The following is a 17679-nucleotide window of genomic DNA, read 5'->3' on the forward strand; positions in this document are numbered from 1 at the left end:
ATCATGGCCCGCTCAGTTACAACACAACGCAAGCTTATCTTTACAATTATCGGCTGGAGCATCGGGTTCCTGATCTTCTTTCCGATCTTGTGGACTTTCCTCACCAGCTTCAAGACGGAGGGAACAGCGGTCGCAACGCCGCCGCAGTTCCTGTTTTTTGACTGGACGCTGGAGAATTATCACGAAGTGCAAAGCCGTTCCGACTATGGCAAGCATGTGATGAACTCCATTGTCATTTCGGTCGGCTCGACACTGCTCGGTCTCGCGCTTGCGATACCGGCAGCTTGGGCTATGGCTTTCTCGCCAACCAAACGAACCAAGGACATTCTGATGTGGATGCTTTCCACAAAGATGATGCCTTCGGTTGGTGTGCTTGTTCCGCTCTACCTGATATTTCGTGATTGGGGGCTGCTCGACTCTCGTTTGGGTCTTGTCGCAGTTCTCACAATGATCAATCTGCCGATCATTGTCTGGATGCTTTACACCTACTTCAAGGAAATTCCGGGTGAAATTCTTGAGGCAGCACGTATGGATGGCGCGTCTCTAATGAAAGAGATTGTCTATGTGCTGACCCCGATGGCGATCCCCGGTATTGCTTCAACAATGCTCCTGAACATCATCCTTGCATGGAACGAAGCATTTTGGACGCTAAACCTTACGGCCGCAAATGCTGCACCGCTAACCGCTTTCATTGCCTCATATTCCAGCCCGGAGGGCTTGTTCTGGGCAAAGCTGTCAGCCGCATCCACCATGGCTATTGCCCCGATCCTTATCATGGGTTGGTTCAGCCAGAAGCAACTGGTTCGCGGCTTGACCTTCGGTGCCGTCAAATAATTTCTGACATTTGGCGCGGCCAAAAGAGATGGGAAAAATATTATGGGAAGCATAACACTCGAAAAAGTATCGAAGTCGTTCGGCACCACTTCGGTCATTCCGGAAATCGATCTTGAAATCAATGATGGCGAATTCGTTGTCTTCGTTGGACCCTCCGGCTGCGGAAAGTCGACATTGTTGCGTATGATCGCCGGACTTGAAGATTTGAGTGGCGGGCGCATCATTATCGATGGCAAGGACATGTCAAGCGAAGCACCGGCCAAGCGTGGCCTGTCAATGGTGTTTCAGTCCTATGCGCTTTATCCGCATATGAGCGTCTATCAGAATATAGCTTTTCCGCTGAAGATGGATGGCCAGGAAAAGTCCGCTATCGACAAGAAGGTCAAGGACGCGGCACATATTCTCAACCTGACAAACTATCTGGATCGCAGGCCCGGCCAACTTTCGGGTGGTCAACGCCAGCGTGTTGCTATCGGTCGTGCAATTGTGCGTCAGCCAAAGGCATTCCTGTTCGACGAGCCGCTATCCAACCTCGATGCAGCTCTGCGTGGTAACATGCGTCTGGAGATCAGTGATCTTCATCATCAGCTCAAGACCACGATGATTTATGTTACGCATGATCAGGTGGAAGCGATGACCATGGCCGACAAAATTGTCGTGCTAAATGCTGGCAGAATTGAGCAGGTTGGTTCCCCGCTTGAACTTTATAAAAGCCCAACGAATGTTTTCGTGGCGGGCTTCATCGGCTCGCCCCGCATGAATCTCGTCAGTGGTGCAGCAGCTGAAAAACATAACGCCGCAACCTTGGGTGTGCGACCGGAGCATGTCCAGATTTCCAAGACTGAAGGTGCCTGGAAAGGCACCGTCGGCGTTACGGAACATCTGGGCTCTGACACATTCATCCATGTTGATGCAGATGGAGTTGGCAAGATCACAGTGCGCACAGATGGCGACTTTGCAACGGAGCATGGTCAGTCGGTCTATCTGACGCCGGATTCGGCACGCCTGCATCGCTTCGACGCAAACGGCCAAGCCATATAAAACATACACGGGAAAGACAGGCATACGAAATGAGCAGGCTTGCAGGCAAGATCGCATTTATCACTGGTTCGGCACGAGGCATCGGCCGTACGTTCGCCGAGGCCTACATACGCGAAGGCGTAGATCATGTGATAATAGCCGATATCAATCTGGAACGTGCGCAACAGACGGCTGCCGAACTGGGTAGCCAAGCTTATGCTGTTCAGCTTGATGTGAGCAACCAGAGTTCGATAGATGGCGCTGTTTCGGAGACCGTCGAGAAGTTTGGTGGTATCGACATTCTGATAAACAATGCCGCTCTTTTTGATCTTGCTCCCATCGTCGAAATCAGCCGAGAAAGCTACGACAAGCTGTTTGCCGTGAACTTTGCGGGCACTCTTTTCACATTGCAGGCTGTAGCCAAAACCATGATCAAGCGTGGTAAAGGCGGCAAAATCATCAATATGGCCAGTCAGGCGGGGCGCCGCGGTGAAGCACTTGTTGCAATTTACTGCGCTACGAAAGCTGCCATTATCAGCCTTACCCAATCTGCAGGTCTAAACCTTATCGAGCATGGCATCAACGTGAATGCGATTGCACCCGGCGTAGTCGATGGCGAGCATTGGGAAGGGGTGGATGCACTCTTTGCCAAGTATGAAAACAGGCCACTAGGCGAAAAGAAACGCCTCGTTGGCGAAGCTGTGCCTTTTGGCAGAATGGGGACGGCGGACGATTTGACCGGCATGGCCGTGTTCCTTGCCTCCAGCGACAGCGACTACGTGGTGGCACAGACATATAATGTCGATGGCGGAAATTGGATGAGCTGAGGTTGGAGGTTTGCGTCGCCAACCGCGCCTCCTTGCATGAATGAAAAGAAGGGTTGATCCCGATGACCGTTAAACTTTCAAAACAAGCTTTACAGGAACTGCCTGGCAATGTTGGCGTCCCCAGCTACAAGCAATCGGATCTGAAAGCCGGTATCATTCACTTCGGCATCGGAAATTTTCACCGTGCCCATCAGGCGGTATATCTGGACGAACTTTTCAATGCCGGGACGGACCACGAATGGGGATTAGTCGGCGCCGGGGTTCTCCCGTCTGATGAAACGATGCGTCAGAAATTGAAGGAGCAGGACTGGCTGACAACAGTAGTGGAACAGGATAGCGGACATCGCACTGCGCACGTCACTTCTGCCATGATTGACTATCTGCAACCGGGTGATGCCGCGAATACAATCGCACGACTTGCTGATCCGCAAATCCGCATTGTCTCAATGACGATTACGGAAGGTGGTTATTTCATCGACCCCGCTTCCGGAAAGTTCAATCCTCAGCATCCGGCGATTGTAGCCGATGCGGCCAATTTGGAATCTCCCAAGACCGTTTTCGGCTTGATACTTGCTGGTCTTGTTCGCCGCCGTAACGAGGGCACACCTGCGTTTACTGTTATGTCTTGCGATAATATTCCGGGTAATGGCCATGTGACCAGCGATGCCATTAGCGGACTTGCGGCATTGATTGATCCTTTGCTTGCGGATTGGGTCAAGCAGAATGTCGCTTTTCCAAATGGAATGGTGGATCGCATTACGCCGGCAACGACGGATCGTGAGCGCAATCTTCTTGCGACAGATTTCGGCGTTGAGGATAACTGGCCGGTATTCTGCGAGCCCTTCAAACAATGGGTGTTGGAGGACCACTTCCCTACAGGTCGGCCGGCGCTTGAGAAGGTTGGTGTGACGTTCGTTCAGGACGTGGCACCCTATGAACTGATGAAAATCCGTATTCTGAATGGTGGACATGCGGCGATTGCCTATCCAGCATCTTTGATGGATATTCACTTTGTCCATGAAGCCATGGAAGAACCGCTGATACGCGATTTTCTGACGAAACTGGAACGCGAAGAAATAATTCCCGTCCTTCCTCCTGTTCCCGATATGCCATTCGATGAATATTTCGACCTTATTGTCCGGCGCTTTTCCAATCCAAAGATTGGCGATACCATCCAGCGGCTCTGTCAGGACGGCTCGAATCGCCAACCCAAATTTATCCTTCCCACGACTGCCGACAGGTTGAAGGCTGGTAAGAGTATTACTGGGCTTTCTCTGGTGTCAGCGCTTTGGTGCCGGTTCTGTGCTGGCACAACTGACAGTGGTAAGCCGACAGACTATCTGGATGCCAGTGCTGAGCGTTTAAAGATTGAGGCCCTGAAAGCCAAGGATGATCCTAAGGCATTCCTTGCCATGACCGATATTTTTGGCGATGTAGGAACAACACCGGTTTTCGTCGAATCATTTTCGCGTATTCTCCGGACACTCTGGGACAAAGGCGCGCGCGAAACCTTGAAGCTCTATCTCGAAGACAAACTGTGATGTCGGCCCCTTCACTCGTCATTTTCGATTGCGATGGAGTGCTTGTCGATAGCGAGCCGATTTCAATTGCCGTATTGCTGGAAATGATCGGCAAGAGCGGCGTTACCATGTCCGAGGATGACGCTTATGATCGTTTCCTCGGTCGCAGCATGGCGACGATCAGTAAGGTTTTGCACGAAGGGTATGGCTTTGCTGCCAGTGAAGCCGATCTGGATGAAATGCGGAACAGCCTCTATAGCCGCTTTGAATCAGATCTCAAACCAATCCCCGGTATTGCCGAAACACTGAAACGCTTGCATTTGCCGCGCTGTGTTGCTTCATCGAGCCAACCGGAGCGCATTCGCCTCTCATTAAATTTGACCGGGCTCATCGATCTGCTTGATCCACATATTTTCAGTGCAACCATGGTCAAGAATGGTAAGCCAGCCCCCGACCTTTTTCTGTTTGCTGCGAAGACGATGGGTGTCGATCCCCATAACTGTTTAGTCATCGAAGACAGTCCTGCAGGTATTCAAGCCGCAAAGGCAGCGGGTATGCGTGTCTTCGCCTTTACCGGTGGGACGCATTCACGCGGTGGCAGGCTTGAGTCAGCGCTTGCGTCTCTTGGCCCAGACCTTATATTCAACGACATGTCGCAATTACCTGGCTTACTCTCCCCACAGGAAGCCGTATTGAAAGTTCGTTGATGCCGCAATTTGTCTGCGCTGTAGATGTTGGCACAGGAAGCGCCCGTGCGGGCATTCTTGATGCAGATGGCAATCTTCTTGGTCGTGTCGAACACCCAATTCTGATGAATCGCCCAAAAGGTGATCACGCCGAGCATGATTCGGAAGATATCTGGAAATCCGTATGCATCGCCGTGCAAGGTGCTGTCGCGGCAGCCAAAGTTGATCCTGCGGACATTGCCGGTCTCAGTTTCGATGCAACCTGTTCATTGGTGGTTCGCGATACAGCGACAAAGCAACTTACGGTCTCAACATCCGGCGAGCAGCGATGGGATACGATTGTCTGGTTGGATCATCGCGCCCTGAATGAAGCTGACGAGTGTACAGCGACTGGTCACAAGGTCCTCGATTTTCTGGGCGGCGTCATGTCGCCGGAAATGCAGACGCCAAAACTGATGTGGTTGAAGCGTCATCTGCCCGATACATGGAATAAAGCAGGCTATTTCTTTGATCTTGCAGATTATCTCAGCTGGAAAGCCACCGGTTCACTGGCGCGTTCGCAATGCACGCTGACATGTAAATGGACCTATCTGGCGCATGAAGAGCAAGGCTGGCAGACGGATTATCTGGCGGCTATCGGCTTGGAAGATTTGATTGAACGTGGGCATCTGCCTGAAGTTGCAAGTCCGGTGGCAACAGATATTGGAGCGCTGACCAGCGAAGCAGCAAAAGCATTAGGTCTCACGACAAATTGTCATGTAGGTGCTGGCTTGATCGACGCGTTTGCGGGTTCTCTCGGAGTTCTTGGCGGCTTTGCCGGAGACCTTTCGCAGATTGATCGCCATCTTGCATTGATTGCGGGAACGTCAAGCTGCCTCATGGCATTGTCGCAAGAACCGATTTCATTTCGTGGTGGTTGGGGACCATATCACGGCGTTGCGCTACCCAATGTTTGGCTCAGCGAGGGCGGCCAATCCGTAACCGGCGCCTTACTCGATCATATTATCCGTTGGCACGGGGCCGGTGGTGAGCCGAGCGGTGACGTTCATAAGAAGATCACTGCGCGTATCATGGAGCTTCGAGAAACGGAGCCAGATCTTGCACATCGATTGCACGTTCTGCCAGACTTTCACGGGAATCGTTCACCGCTGGCGGACCCCCATGCGGTTGGTGTCATCAGCGGCCTGACGCTGGACTCATCATTTGATAGTCTTTGCCGACTTTATTGGCGTACAGCTGTGGGCATATCGCTTGGTGTGCGCCATATTCTCGATGCGTTCAATGACAAAGGTTATGCAATCGACACGATGCATGTCACCGGTGGGCACATCAAGAGCCCGCTACTTATGGAGCTTTATGCGGATGCTACAGGCTGTACTGTAATAACCTCCGCAGCGGAGGACGCAGTGCTCCTCGGCACAGCAATGGTTGCGGCAACAGCAGCGGGCATATTTCCTGACTTGCCTTCGGCATGCGCTGCAATGAAGCAAGGAGGCCGGGTACGTCAGCCTGACCCGGCAGCGCGTCAGCGCCTTGATCGCGATTATCGCATCTTCCTTGAGATGCACGCCCAGCGCAAAGCGCTGGACGCAATGCAATAGTAATGTCAGCTGACTAGTGCGCAGCCTCCCAGTTTGAAGCGGCGCGAGCGTCAACCTGCAGTGGAACCGAGAGGGAAATCGCAGGCATGGCGGCGTTCTCCATCACTTCGCGAATGACTGGAAGTGTTGCATCCACTTCATCGTCACTTGTTTCAAAAACAAGTTCGTCGTGTACCTGAAGCAACATACGGGCAGAAAGGTTTGCGTCTTTCAGAGCGGCATCCATGCGCACCATGGCGCGGCGAATAATATCTGCTGCGGACCCTTGGATAGGTGCATTGATGGCGGCACGTTCGTTGAACGCACGCAGTTGCGGATTTGACGAACGGATTTCAGGATAATGCGCGCGGCGCCCGAAAATCGTTTCGACATAGCCATGCTGACGAGCAAAGGCTTTCGTCGCTTCCATATAATCCTTGATGCCTGGGAAACGCTCGAAATAGGTACGGATGTATTGACTGGCTTCTTCACGTGGAATTGATAGCTGGTTTGCAAGACCAAAGGCAGAAATGCCGTAGATAATGCCGAAGTTGATGGCCTTCGCCCGCCGTCGGACTTCAGAAGGCATGCCTTCAACTGGAACGCCAAACATTTCCGAAGCCGTCATCGCGTGAATATCGATACTGTCGGCAAAGGCTTGGGTGAGCTGCGGGATTTCTGCCACATGTGCCAGTACACGCAGTTCGATCTGGCTATAGTCGGCGGAAATCAACTTGTTGCCGGGCGTTGCGATGAATGCAGTACGAATCTTGCGACCTTCGCTGGTTCGGACAGGAATGTTCTGCAGGTTGGGCTCCGACGATGAGAGGCGGCCGGTCGAAGTGGCAGCCATCGCATAGGAAGTATGCACCCGCTTGGTATCGGGATGAATATATCCGGGAAGCGCGTCAGTATAAGTGGACTTCAGCTTTGTCAGCTGCCGCCAATCGACGATTTTGCGCGGCAGTTCATGTCCTTCGGCAGCTAGGTCTTCGAGAAGTTGCGCAGACGTGGACCATTGCCCCGTCTTGGTCTTGGACCCCCCCGGCAATCCCATTTTCCCGAACAATATATCGCCCATCTGCTTAGGTGAGCCGATATTGATCTTCTCGCCGGCAAGCTTGTAGATCTCTTCTTCGATAGCGGCGGCCGATTGCGCAAGATCGCCTGACAGGCGTGACAAGATTTGCCGATCGACGGAAATGCCGCGTTCTTCCATGCGCGCAAGTACAGGAATAAGCGGCCGTTCGAGCCGCTCGTAAACGGAACTCAGCCCATCCGCAACAAGCCGTGGTTTAAGCAATCGCCAAAGCCTCAGCGTGACATCAGCGTCTTCTGCGGCATATTCAGTTGCGCGTTCAATATCAACCTTGTCAAATGTAACTGCCGACTTACCAGAGCCGATCAAATCTTTGTAGGCCAAAGGTTTATGGCCCAGCCATCGGTCGCAAAGGCTATCCATATTATGGTGGCCTTCACCGGCATCAAGTACGTAGGATATAAGCATCGTGTCATCGACCGGATGAAGGTCAATGCCATGCCTGTGCATGACAAGCCACTCGTACTTCATGGCGTGAGCGATTTTGAGAACGGAAGCGTCCTCGAGCATTGGTTTCAATAGTCGGAAAACCTCAGCTTCAGGAATCTGGTGCTCAAGCAGCCCACCACCCAAAAGGTCGCCGTCTCGTGTTTTATGATTGATCGGAATATAGGCAGCACGGCCGGGCAGCGTGGCCAGAGATAGGCCAACAATCTCGGTCTGCATCGGATCGGAGGATGTTGTTTCCGTATCGAACGCTACGACGCCTGATGTCATGGCTTCGTCGATCCAGATTTGCAGTGAAGCAGCATCGCGAATGGTCGTATAAGCACTGCGATCAATTTTGGCGGAAAGCGCTTCGTCGGTGCGTGATTTTACAAGATCGGCTGGTGTGGCAGCAACATTGGTAGAGGTGGGTTTGTTTGAAACAATAGTCGGATCTGAGGGTTCGACTTTAGGATCGGTATTGGACTCAGCCATATCCAAATCGGGACCATGGGCCTCGGCAACGGCTTCTATCTTAAGGTTGGCAGCTTCGATTTCGCTGGCATCCACACCGGTTGCTTCCGCAGCTCTGCGGGTTAGGGAATTGAATTCCATTGATTTCAGAAATGCAACAAGCTTGGGCCCGTTCTGTGGCTCCAAAACAAAGTCTTCAAGACCAACGTCAATTGGCGTGTCTGTTTTCAGCGTAACAAGCTGGCGTGAAATCAATGCCTGTTCGGTATACTGGATTATATTCTCACGTCGTTTCTGCTGCTTGATTTCACCTGCACGTGTAAGCAGCGTATCCAGATCGCCAAATTCCTCCAGCAATTGCGCCGCGGTTTTGGGCCCGATCCCCGGAATGCCAGGCACGTTGTCGGTAGAGTCGCCCGTCATTGCCTGCAGGTCGATCATTTTTTCAGGTGGCACGCCCCATTTCTCGATAACTTCAGGAATGCCGATCTGCTTGTCCTTCATGCTGTCATACATCGACACCAGCGGCGTAACGAGCTGCATCAGGTCTTTATCGGAGGAGATGATCGTTACTTCAGCGCCGACAGCTTCCGCCATGCGAGCATAAGTGGCGATGAGGTCGTCCGCCTCGTAGCCTTCTTTCTCGATGCAAGGCAGGTTGAATGCCTTTGTGGCCTGCCGGATCAAACCGAATTGAGGAATCAAATCTTCCGGTGGGGCTGAACGGTTTGCCTTGTATTCCGGATAAATTTCTTTTCGGAATGTCGTTGAGGAGTAATCAAAGATAACTGCAAAGTGCGTGGGTGTGTCCCGAACCGAAGTGTCGCGTGCTTCCCGCAACAGCTTCCACAACATGTTGCAAAAACCCGAGACCGCACCGACAGGCAGGCCATCCGACTTTCGCGTCAGCGGCGGAAGAGCATGATAGGCACGGAAAATATAGCCGGAGCCGTCGACGAGGAAGAGATGGTCACCTTTTTTCATGGCAACAGAAATAAATGAACACGGCAGAAAAGGAAATGACGAGTTGCGTTGTTTCCAGTGACTCCTGTGGGCATCCTGACGTTAAATCCGGTTCACGCCTTTGTTACAAAGATGTAATCTTCAGTGCCCTTGAATTGCCACGGTTTACCCCCCAAATCCAGTTCATCGACATTAGATCGATCACTGGTCTTTTAAGGCTCGTCCCCCGCCTGATACCAGTGTCGCAGCCTCCCGTCCCCCTCTCCAGGGCGGCTGCAAAATGAGTGTAGTAGTGATCTGGTCGCCTCTGGTCCCCCCGCCAAGGCGGCCATTTCTTTTATGGCAGCTTTCATGGCACTTTTTTGTGCCCCTCCTCTGAAAATGCGTTAAGAAGAGCTCCCTTCACGAATCCCGGTCAATGAACTCAGGAAACATCATGTCAGCTCTCGAACCTGTCTTGAATGCGCTAGATAACAACCTCGATAAGAGTCTGGAGCGCCTCTTTGATCTGTTGAGAATAAAATCCATTTCAACCGACCCGGCTTTTAAGGCTGACTGCCGCCAAGCTGCTGAATGGCTGGTTGCGGATCTGAAGTCGATTGGTTTCGAAGCAAGTGTCCGGGATACGCCGGGGCACCCGATGGTTGTAGGTCATCATGCTGGTCCAAGCGAAGACGTCCCGCATGTATTATTCTACGGTCATTACGACGTTCAGCCGGTTGATCCTCTTGAATTGTGGGAGAATGATCCTTTTGATCCCGCCATCAAGGATGTCGGCAATGGTCGCAAAGTTCTGACTGGGCGCGGAACGTCGGATGACAAGGGGCAGTTGATGACCTTCGTTGAGGCCTGCCGTGCCTACAAGGAAGTACACGGTAAGCTTCCTGTCAAAATCTCGATACTTTTTGAAGGTGAGGAAGAATCGGGTTCGCCTTCTTTGAAGCCTTTTCTCGAAGCGCACAAGGATGAGCTAAAAGCCGATTTTGCCTTGGTATGCGACACCGGTATGTGGGATGCGGAAACTCCGGCCATTTCAGTAGGGCTTCGCGGACTTGTCGGTGAAGAAATCATTATCAAAGCTGCTGATCGTGATCTCCATTCAGGTATGTTCGGTGGCGCCGCAGCCAATCCGATCCGCATCCTATCGAAAATTCTCGCTGATATTCATGACGAGAATGGTGCTGTCACCATTCCTGGTTTCTATGATGGTGTTGAAGAAACGCCGACGCAGATACTGCAGATGTGGGAAGGTCTGGATGCGACGCCGGAAAACTTCCTCGGGCCCGTCGGTCTTGCGATTCCATCTGGCGAAAAAGGCCGTTCGGTTCTGGAATTGATATGGGCGCGTCCGACAGCTGAGTTCAACGGCATTACGGGTGGCTATACCGGACAGGGTTTCAAGACGGTAATCGCCGCGCAGGCCTCGGCGAAAGTATCGTTCCGCTTGGTGCACAAACAAAACCCTGCAAAAATCCGTGAAGCGTTTCGTGCGTTTGTTCAGGCACGTATTCCTGCTGATTGCACGGTCGAATTCCACGAACATGGTGGTTCTCCGGCAATCCAGCTCTCTTATGAGTCGCCATTGCTCTCCAAGGCAAAGAATGCCCTGAGCGATGAATGGCCAAACCCCGCAGTACTTATTGCAATGGGTGGTTCAATTCCGATTGTTGGCGATTTCCAGCACATGCTTGGCATGGAATCGCTGCTCGTTGGCTATGGCCTCGAAGATGATCGGATTCATTCTCCCAACGAAAAATATGAGCTGAATTCATTCCACAAGGGCCAGCGGTCCTGGGCGCGTATTCTCGATGCCCTCGCTAAATAACAGGAAAATAATATGACCATCCGCTTTCATCGCAACGATCTGCCGGATCTGAATAATTATCAGGTTGACGCAGTTGCCATCGATACCGAGACGCTGGGTCTCAATCCGCATCGTGACAGGCTTTGTGTTGTACAGATTTCGCCGGGCGATGGTACGGCGGACGTCATACAGATAGACAAGGGACAAACTCTTGCCCCTAATCTGGTGAAGTTACTTGGTGACAACACAGTCACCAAGATTTTTCACTTCGGCCGCTTCGATCTTGCCGTACTGTTTCACACCTTCGGGATAATGCCGAAGCCGGTGTTCTGTACAAAGATCGCATCGCGGCTGGTACGGACGTATACGGATCGGCATGGTCTCAAAGAGATTTGTAGCGAGTTGCTTGAAGTCAATCTATCGAAGCAGCAACAATCTTCGGATTGGGGCGCGCCACAGCTCAGTCAGGCACAGCTTGAGTACGCCGCATCGGATGTGCTTTATCTGCATCGCCTGCGTATCATTCTCCAGCAACGTCTGGAGCGGGATGGACGTGCAGAAGAAGCGGCGGCCTGTTTTGAGTTTTTGCCCACTCGCTCCAAGCTGGATTTGATGGGATGGGACGAGCAGGACATCTTCGCCCATAGCTAGGCCGATCAAGCATTTGAAGGCAGAGCATTCTCATTATGAGCGCGGTCAATATGCGCCCACGCCGGTCGTTTGAACAGGAAATGGCCATATCCGGTTAATTGGATAAGGCCATAAAGAATGACCGGCCCAATAACACCACTCATCACGGTAAGCAGCGAAATCGTGCCGATATCTGGAACGATTCCCGTGTTGAGAAGTATCGAGCGGGCAACGGCCATGGGCAGGAAGAATGCAAGATAGACCACGATTGAATGCGCCCCAAGCCAGCGTAGTGGCCGGGTGATCCACCGCCACGGTAAGACAGTAATTAACGCTGAGCTTGAAACAATTGCCAGTGCTCCCGCAAACCCTGAAATCAGGGAGATAACCGGTACATTTGCCCACCCTCCGAGGCCGCCGGAAGTATAGCTCTCCTCTGGTATCCATGCGCTGAACGGCGCAGTGGCGGAATTGAAAACCAGCCAACCATTGATAATTGCCCAGACGCCGAGAATACCGGCAGCCACCACGGGTCTACTGCGTAATTGCTCAGCCAATCTGAAAATGGAGGGCGCGAATGCATAACCCGCAAAGAAATAGACATACCGACTGCAGAATTCATCGATCACGAGCCATCCCGTATGGATCGGCAATGTTTCCAGCAATCCTGCTGCCGCAAAGACCAGCCAGACATTAGCTCCTTTGAGGAGCCGGGTTACAACAAAGAACACCGGCAAAAGATATATGAACCACAACGTGCCAAATGGCTGCACGAATGCCAGCAAATAGGCCGATAGGGCTCCAGACACTCCTGATTCCGCTACAATCCCCGGTGCCTTGAACATAAACTGGATAGTCAGCCAGAGTACGTAGAAGTAAGCGAAATGCACAACTTTGCGATCAATATACCGCGTCCACGAGCGGTTGATGACGACGCTAAGAAAAAGGCCTGAAATCAGAAAAAAATCCGGCATCCGAAATGGCTGAGCAAATGCAACAACAGGATGCATCCACCCTTGTGAGCCAGCTTCGTTCTCAACGCCAAGTACGGAATGCATCATCACCACGAAGATAATGCAGATGCCTTTGGCAACATCGACCCAGTCGACACGCATCTTCTCCACGGTTTCCATTTCCGGCGCTCCCCTCATCCCATTCGTCTTTGATACATTAAGAGTGAGAATAGGAAGTAAAATTCGGGTGATGCATTTTAAAAGTGCTACCAGCACAAAAACAAAAAAGCCGGGCAAAGAGCCCGGCGAATTGTGAACGCTAATGCGTCCAGAGGGGAACACGCAACGAGCGAAAAAATGGGAGGAGAACCGCTCGTTACGCAAGGATTAAAGTATAGCTGATAAAGGGAATTTTCAAGGGCCTGTAAATAATAATCTTTTGCTATTCTGAAGGGGCTGATTCCGCGTCGGACTCCGGCAAATCCTTACACGCACCATGCCCCCGCAGTTGGCAACCACCAAGCCGGTATTGCGCCTCAGAATCAGGGGAGGGACTTAAACGCTTTATTGCACCGCCGCCACAGCCGCTGATGCTAATAACAAGCCCTGCAAGTATGAGATAACGCATCGACCAATTTCCGATTTGATGCGGTAAGACTAACGCCACCCAACAGATTTCTCAATCCGCCGCTTATCACATCAAAGTAAGGGGCGAAATTGTCCCAAAGAAGGTTTTTCCGGAAAGCGAGCGAGTTTTTCAAGCTGGTCCATAGCGCCGGCAAGGGTAAAGCGCTGGTAAAGCCAAGGCTCGATTTCATAAGGCGCGGCTTCGAACGCATGAATTTTGTTCGACAGAGCTTGCGTATCACCAGTCGGTACGAGCCATTGTGCATAAGGGCCTGTCAGAATTTCCCCCGGGCCATAAGGACAATCGGTGGATATAATGGGGGTTCCCGAAATCAGGCTTTCTACCAGAACATTCGGAAAGCCTTCAAGATCAGACGAAAGAAGCAGTGCTTCTGCACCAGCCATGTAGGCGTACGGGTTGTCACGAAAGCTAAGTGCCGTCACTTGCGTATTCAGCTTGTACTGTCGCGCAAGATCCATTGCTTCATTGGGTTTGTCGGTCAAAAGCAAAAGCTTGCGTGCTGTTCCGCTCTGCCTCAACACATGAAAGAGTACATCATGGCGCTTGGCTGCAGCAAACCGGCCGACGTGAATGTAATATTGCTCTGCAGGTAGATCGGCAGGCCTTTCGGCAGACAGCTTGCGTATGTGTTCAACATCGTAGCCATTGTGAACAAGAGTAGCCCTGGATGGAACTGCATTGAGTTTGGTAAGGTCGTCAATGACCCCTTGCGAGACACCTATGACCGGTTTCCCATGATAGATGCGGCGCAAAAGTCGTCCACGCCGTTGGCGTTTTCGCGAGTCGGCTATACCGGCAACAAGCTCGGAAGTGGCAATGTGTATCCAATGATAAACGTTTGTAAGCCCAGCGCGGGCAACAACGCGGTCAGCTGGGGTCAACGAGGACGAGACAAAGTCGAATGGCTGCTGTCTTGAAGCTTGCTTAAACCACTGCCGCAATCGCAGCGCAGATTTGATCTGCTGGATCAAGCCGCTTAGCCGCGTTGCCGACCGGTCCAGAACTTCAAATGCAACTCCATCAGGAATACTTCTCGTTTCACCGTTCACTAATGCCAGAATAGTGACAGAATGACCCCGACGCGTCAGTTCTCCTGCATAGCGCAGTCTTGAATACGTCACTCCATTTGGTCCGAGATCTGCAATGATGAACAGGAAGCGCATCGCTTGTCTCGCCTCTCAGGATTCTGGGCACAAGATAAAACAGCGCCGCTAACTGCCCGCGTTTAAGGATCAAATCCGGTTCGTACAGGCTTATGCCAGCACGTAGAGACCATGCACATATGCGCCGACCAATACCAACACAAAGACACTGATGATTAGAGCATTGATACCATTCTTGTGCTCGCTGCTGCGAGAATACTGGTAGCAAAGACCTGCAGCCGTGACCATCAGTGCAAGATAGCTTGCGCTTTCAGCAATCTCTTCCTTGATCTGCATCGAAACTGTGCCGTGCTGCGAATCGCAATAGGCACCAATAAGCAGAAATATTGCCGCTACATAGAACGGCCACGCGGATTTGCTGAAAACAAACTGTGCGATGTCGCCGACTGTGCGCCAGCGAAAGGCGAGATAGACGCAGGCTACGGCAATAACAACGATTGCTTCGTGAACGCGGAACACTTTGCTGTTCATATAGGTCGTTATCGGGCCCACGCGATCAACTTCAAGTTCCCGCAGGAAAAAGACGATGCAAAGCACCGCCATGCCCATGCAGAACATTCTTCCGGCTTTGTGCTGCAGCAGGCCAGCCACTAGGAATAGAGCTGTTGCACCGGCAATATAGGCCAGCTGAAATGTCTCGATCGCGCCGGATTCATCCAGCGAAACGGAAACGTCGCGTGGATCGATCGAAAAAGCGAAATAACCAATATTGAGGACGAGTGCAGCGAGCAAAAGCAGTGCGAAACCCGTTGTGAACTTTGCCTGTTCCATATCGCGGACCCTATAAGACAGCTAAGCGCCGAGACCTAACGGAACCCGGTCATTATCGCAACCTTTTAGTGTGACGGGTAACTAAAAGTTGGAAGACGCGCTGCTATGCCAGTTGTCGCTTCGTTGAGACAGGAGTGTGCCTCGTTGCATCAGTATCCATCGGCAGGATGACCGATTTTGTCTGCTGTGGAGCTGGAGGGCGGGCTGTCAGGCGTACTCCCTTCAGCCAGAGCCGAAGAGCCTCCCAATGAATGCCCAGGATCACTTTCAATGTGAGAAGTGGATAGGCAAGTGCAAGCTTCAACAAAGCACGGTCGCTAAACTCACGGCGCTTGCCGGTAAAGGCAGTCGCGATAATCAGTCCATCTTTGTCACTGGCATTGATGACGATAGATGCATCACAGCGAGGTGGGGTAATGGTAAAATCATAGCCCAACTCCATTTCAAGAAATGGCGAAACATAAAACTCCTTACTGCATTCCTGGTGCAGGGGGGCGTCTGGATTTGAGCCTTGTTCTAGTGGAAAAATATAGCTGTGACGTTGGCCGAATGTGTTGTTCACCTCATAAATCAAGGCGCTTAATGTGCCGGCTCGATCATGGCAGTAATACACGCTGAGGGGGTTGAATGCGTAACCCAGAATTCTCGGCATGGTCATCAGCATTATCCGGCCGCCATCCGGTGTCATCCCGGCTTCCTTCATGCGATTTTCTACATAGTTTCGCAGCGATCTGTCTGCGATATACGCGTCCGATTTGTAGCCGTGATCCTTGTTAAAGAAGCTGAAAAAGTTGAACCGATTGCAGGAAAACAACCAGTGCTTTTTAGACAGCGCAGCAATTTCGTCGATGTCAAAAAGCAGATAGAACATACGATACCGCAAGAAATGCGTCTTCGGTTTAAACCGCTTATGGGTCACTTTCCCGGCATAAATTGCGGAATTCCATAGATTCATGCTGCGATCTCCAAGCCATAAGCCAGCGGCGAGCGGACAATACGTGACGATTCGTTTTCGACCTTCCATGGACGGCGAACCCCGCCAAGATCTTCGGCAACTGCAAGGCCCGCCTGCAAACCATCCTCATGAAAACCTGATCCAAAATAGGCACCGCAATACCAGGTGTTACGTTCGCCCTGCATTTGCCATAGCTGTTTTTGCGCCTGCATTGCACGACCATCAAACACAGGGTGCGCATAGGTCTGTGTGTGCAGGACTTTGCGGGGATCGGGTTGATGGCGCGGGTTTAGCGTAACAAAGTACTGCCGGTCCGTTGCCAATGATTGCAGCCGGTTCATCCAGTATGTAACGCAAAGCTGACTGCCTGCATCGGCCTCTTGCCTGTGACCGAGATAGTTCCAGCTTGACCAAACTGAACGCCGGTTAGGCATCAAGGACTCGTCTTCGTGCAGGACAGCGTGATTTACCGAATAACGAAAAGCGCTCAGAAGACTTTGCTCCATTGGTGAAGGGTCATCCAACAGGCCCAAGGTTTCATCCGCATGGCCGGCCATGACGATATGATCGAAGACTCTAGTTTCCTCATGCATGTCGGTGATTGTGACTTGGCTGCCATCACGCCGTACGGATGCAGCTCCACAACCAATTCGCACACGGTCCTTGTAGCTGGCAGTCAGGCGTTCGACATAAGAACAACTGCCTCCCTTGACCGTCCGCCATAAGGGCCGGTTGGACAATTTCAAAAGACCATGGTTGTCGCAGAAACGGATAAATGCTTCAGCTGGATATTCGAGTAAAGTCGACGCAGGTGCGGACCATATGGCTGCTGCCATTGGGAGAAGATGGTCATCGCGGAATGCTGCGCCGTAGCCTTCGCGCTCAAGGAACTCACCAAGGCCGATGAGACCAAGCTTTCCCGCATGGGATGGTGTGTCGCGATAAAAGCGGAGCAGGTCCCGCAGCATCATCCAGAAGCGCGGATTGAACAAATTACGCTGCTGGGCAAACAGTCCACTGAAACCCGTGCCCGAATACTCAAGTTTTCCCTTGTCGAGCGATACGGCGAAAGACATTTCCGAAGCGATGGTCTCCACACCAAGATAAGCAAAAAGGGCGGTCAGGTTTGGGTAGGTATGCTCGTTGAAAACAATAAAGCCCGTATCGACCGGTACCGGAGGCTCATTGTCCTTTTCGATAAGAAAAGTATTGCTGTGACCACCAATGCGGTTTTCCCGCTCGTAAACGGTAACATCATTATTCTGTGACAGCAGCCAGGCGGCTGACATTCCAGATATTCCTGTTCCTATTACAGCAACTTTCAA

Annotated in this window: 14 protein-coding genes; 8 read left to right on the plus strand and 6 right to left on the minus strand. The window is 51.9% G+C overall.

Annotated elements, in window-relative coordinates:
- Positions 1 to 3 precede the first annotated feature (3 nt).
- From ABKW30_RS04835 to ABKW30_RS04860, 6 genes are all read left to right on the plus strand, one after another.
- The gene (locus tag ABKW30_RS04835; protein WP_348597024.1) at positions 4 to 834 is read left to right on the plus strand and encodes a carbohydrate ABC transporter permease; all 831 of its coding nucleotides are present in this window, start codon (positions 4 to 6) and stop codon (positions 832 to 834) included.
- A gap of 42 nt (positions 835 to 876) precedes the next feature.
- Complete coding sequence (locus tag ABKW30_RS04840) at positions 877 to 1875, plus strand: ABC transporter ATP-binding protein (RefSeq protein WP_348597025.1); 999 nt, start codon at positions 877 to 879, stop codon at positions 1873 to 1875.
- A 29-nt stretch (positions 1876 to 1904) separates the two neighbouring features.
- On the plus strand, positions 1905 to 2681 hold the full coding sequence (locus ABKW30_RS04845) for an L-iditol 2-dehydrogenase (RefSeq protein ID WP_348597027.1): 777 nt from the start codon (positions 1905 to 1907) through the stop codon (positions 2679 to 2681).
- Positions 2682 to 2743: 62 nt separating this feature from the next.
- Positions 2744 to 4222 (plus strand): mannitol dehydrogenase family protein, encoded by a 1479-nt coding sequence (locus ABKW30_RS04850; protein WP_348597029.1) that lies wholly within the window; start codon positions 2744 to 2746, stop codon positions 4220 to 4222.
- Complete coding sequence (locus ABKW30_RS04855; RefSeq protein ID WP_348597031.1) at positions 4222 to 4908, plus strand: HAD family hydrolase; 687 nt, start codon at positions 4222 to 4224, stop codon at positions 4906 to 4908. Before ABKW30_RS04850 ends, ABKW30_RS04855 begins: the two co-directional genes overlap by 1 nt.
- The gene (locus ABKW30_RS04860; protein ID WP_348597033.1) at positions 4908 to 6488 is read left to right on the plus strand and encodes an FGGY-family carbohydrate kinase; all 1581 of its coding nucleotides are present in this window, start codon (positions 4908 to 4910) and stop codon (positions 6486 to 6488) included. The genes ABKW30_RS04855 and ABKW30_RS04860 overlap by 1 nt, the downstream gene beginning before the upstream one ends.
- 13 nt (positions 6489 to 6501) lie before the next feature.
- Here ABKW30_RS04860 and polA read toward each other — a convergent pair whose 3' ends face one another.
- Positions 6502 to 9450 (minus strand): DNA polymerase I, encoded by a 2949-nt coding sequence (gene polA, locus ABKW30_RS04865; RefSeq protein ID WP_348597035.1) that lies wholly within the window; start codon positions 9448 to 9450, stop codon positions 6502 to 6504.
- A 415-nt stretch (positions 9451 to 9865) separates the two neighbouring features.
- Here polA and ABKW30_RS04870 point away from each other — a divergent pair, with 415 nt between their 5' ends.
- Both ABKW30_RS04870 and ABKW30_RS04875 read left to right on the plus strand, forming a co-directional pair.
- A complete protein-coding gene (locus ABKW30_RS04870) occupies positions 9866 to 11254 on the plus strand; it encodes a M20/M25/M40 family metallo-hydrolase (RefSeq protein WP_348597037.1) in 1389 nt (462 codons plus the stop codon).
- Positions 11255 to 11266: 12 nt separating this feature from the next.
- Positions 11267 to 11884: a ribonuclease D gene (locus ABKW30_RS04875; RefSeq protein WP_348597039.1), complete on the plus strand. Its 618-nt coding sequence runs from the start codon at positions 11267 to 11269 to the stop codon at positions 11882 to 11884.
- Between the two features lie 5 nt (positions 11885 to 11889).
- On the opposite strand, the gene ABKW30_RS04880 is transcribed toward ABKW30_RS04875, so the two are convergent.
- The 5 genes from ABKW30_RS04880 to ABKW30_RS04900 all read right to left on the minus strand — a co-directional run bounded on the left by ABKW30_RS04880 (position 11890) and on the right by ABKW30_RS04900 (position 17679).
- Entirely contained in the window at positions 11890 to 12996 is a 1107-nt protein-coding gene (locus tag ABKW30_RS04880) for an acyltransferase family protein (protein ID WP_348597041.1), read from the minus strand.
- A 519-nt stretch (positions 12997 to 13515) separates the two neighbouring features.
- The gene (locus tag ABKW30_RS04885) at positions 13516 to 14628 is read right to left on the minus strand and encodes a glycosyltransferase (protein ID WP_348597042.1); all 1113 of its coding nucleotides are present in this window, start codon (positions 14626 to 14628) and stop codon (positions 13516 to 13518) included.
- A gap of 90 nt (positions 14629 to 14718) precedes the next feature.
- Positions 14719 to 15399: a hypothetical protein gene (locus tag ABKW30_RS04890; protein WP_348597043.1), complete on the minus strand. Its 681-nt coding sequence runs from the start codon at positions 15397 to 15399 to the stop codon at positions 14719 to 14721.
- A gap of 103 nt (positions 15400 to 15502) precedes the next feature.
- On the minus strand, positions 15503 to 16423 hold the full coding sequence (locus tag ABKW30_RS04895) for a DUF1365 family protein (RefSeq protein ID WP_348597045.1): 921 nt from the start codon (positions 16421 to 16423) through the stop codon (positions 15503 to 15505).
- Complete coding sequence (locus ABKW30_RS04900) at positions 16351 to 17679, minus strand: NAD(P)/FAD-dependent oxidoreductase (protein ID WP_348597047.1); 1329 nt, start codon at positions 17677 to 17679, stop codon at positions 16351 to 16353. Before ABKW30_RS04900 ends, ABKW30_RS04895 begins: the two co-directional genes overlap by 73 nt.

Source organism: Phyllobacterium sp. SB3 (assembly GCF_040009165.1).
Classification (GTDB): Bacteria; Pseudomonadota; Alphaproteobacteria; order Rhizobiales; family Rhizobiaceae; genus Phyllobacterium.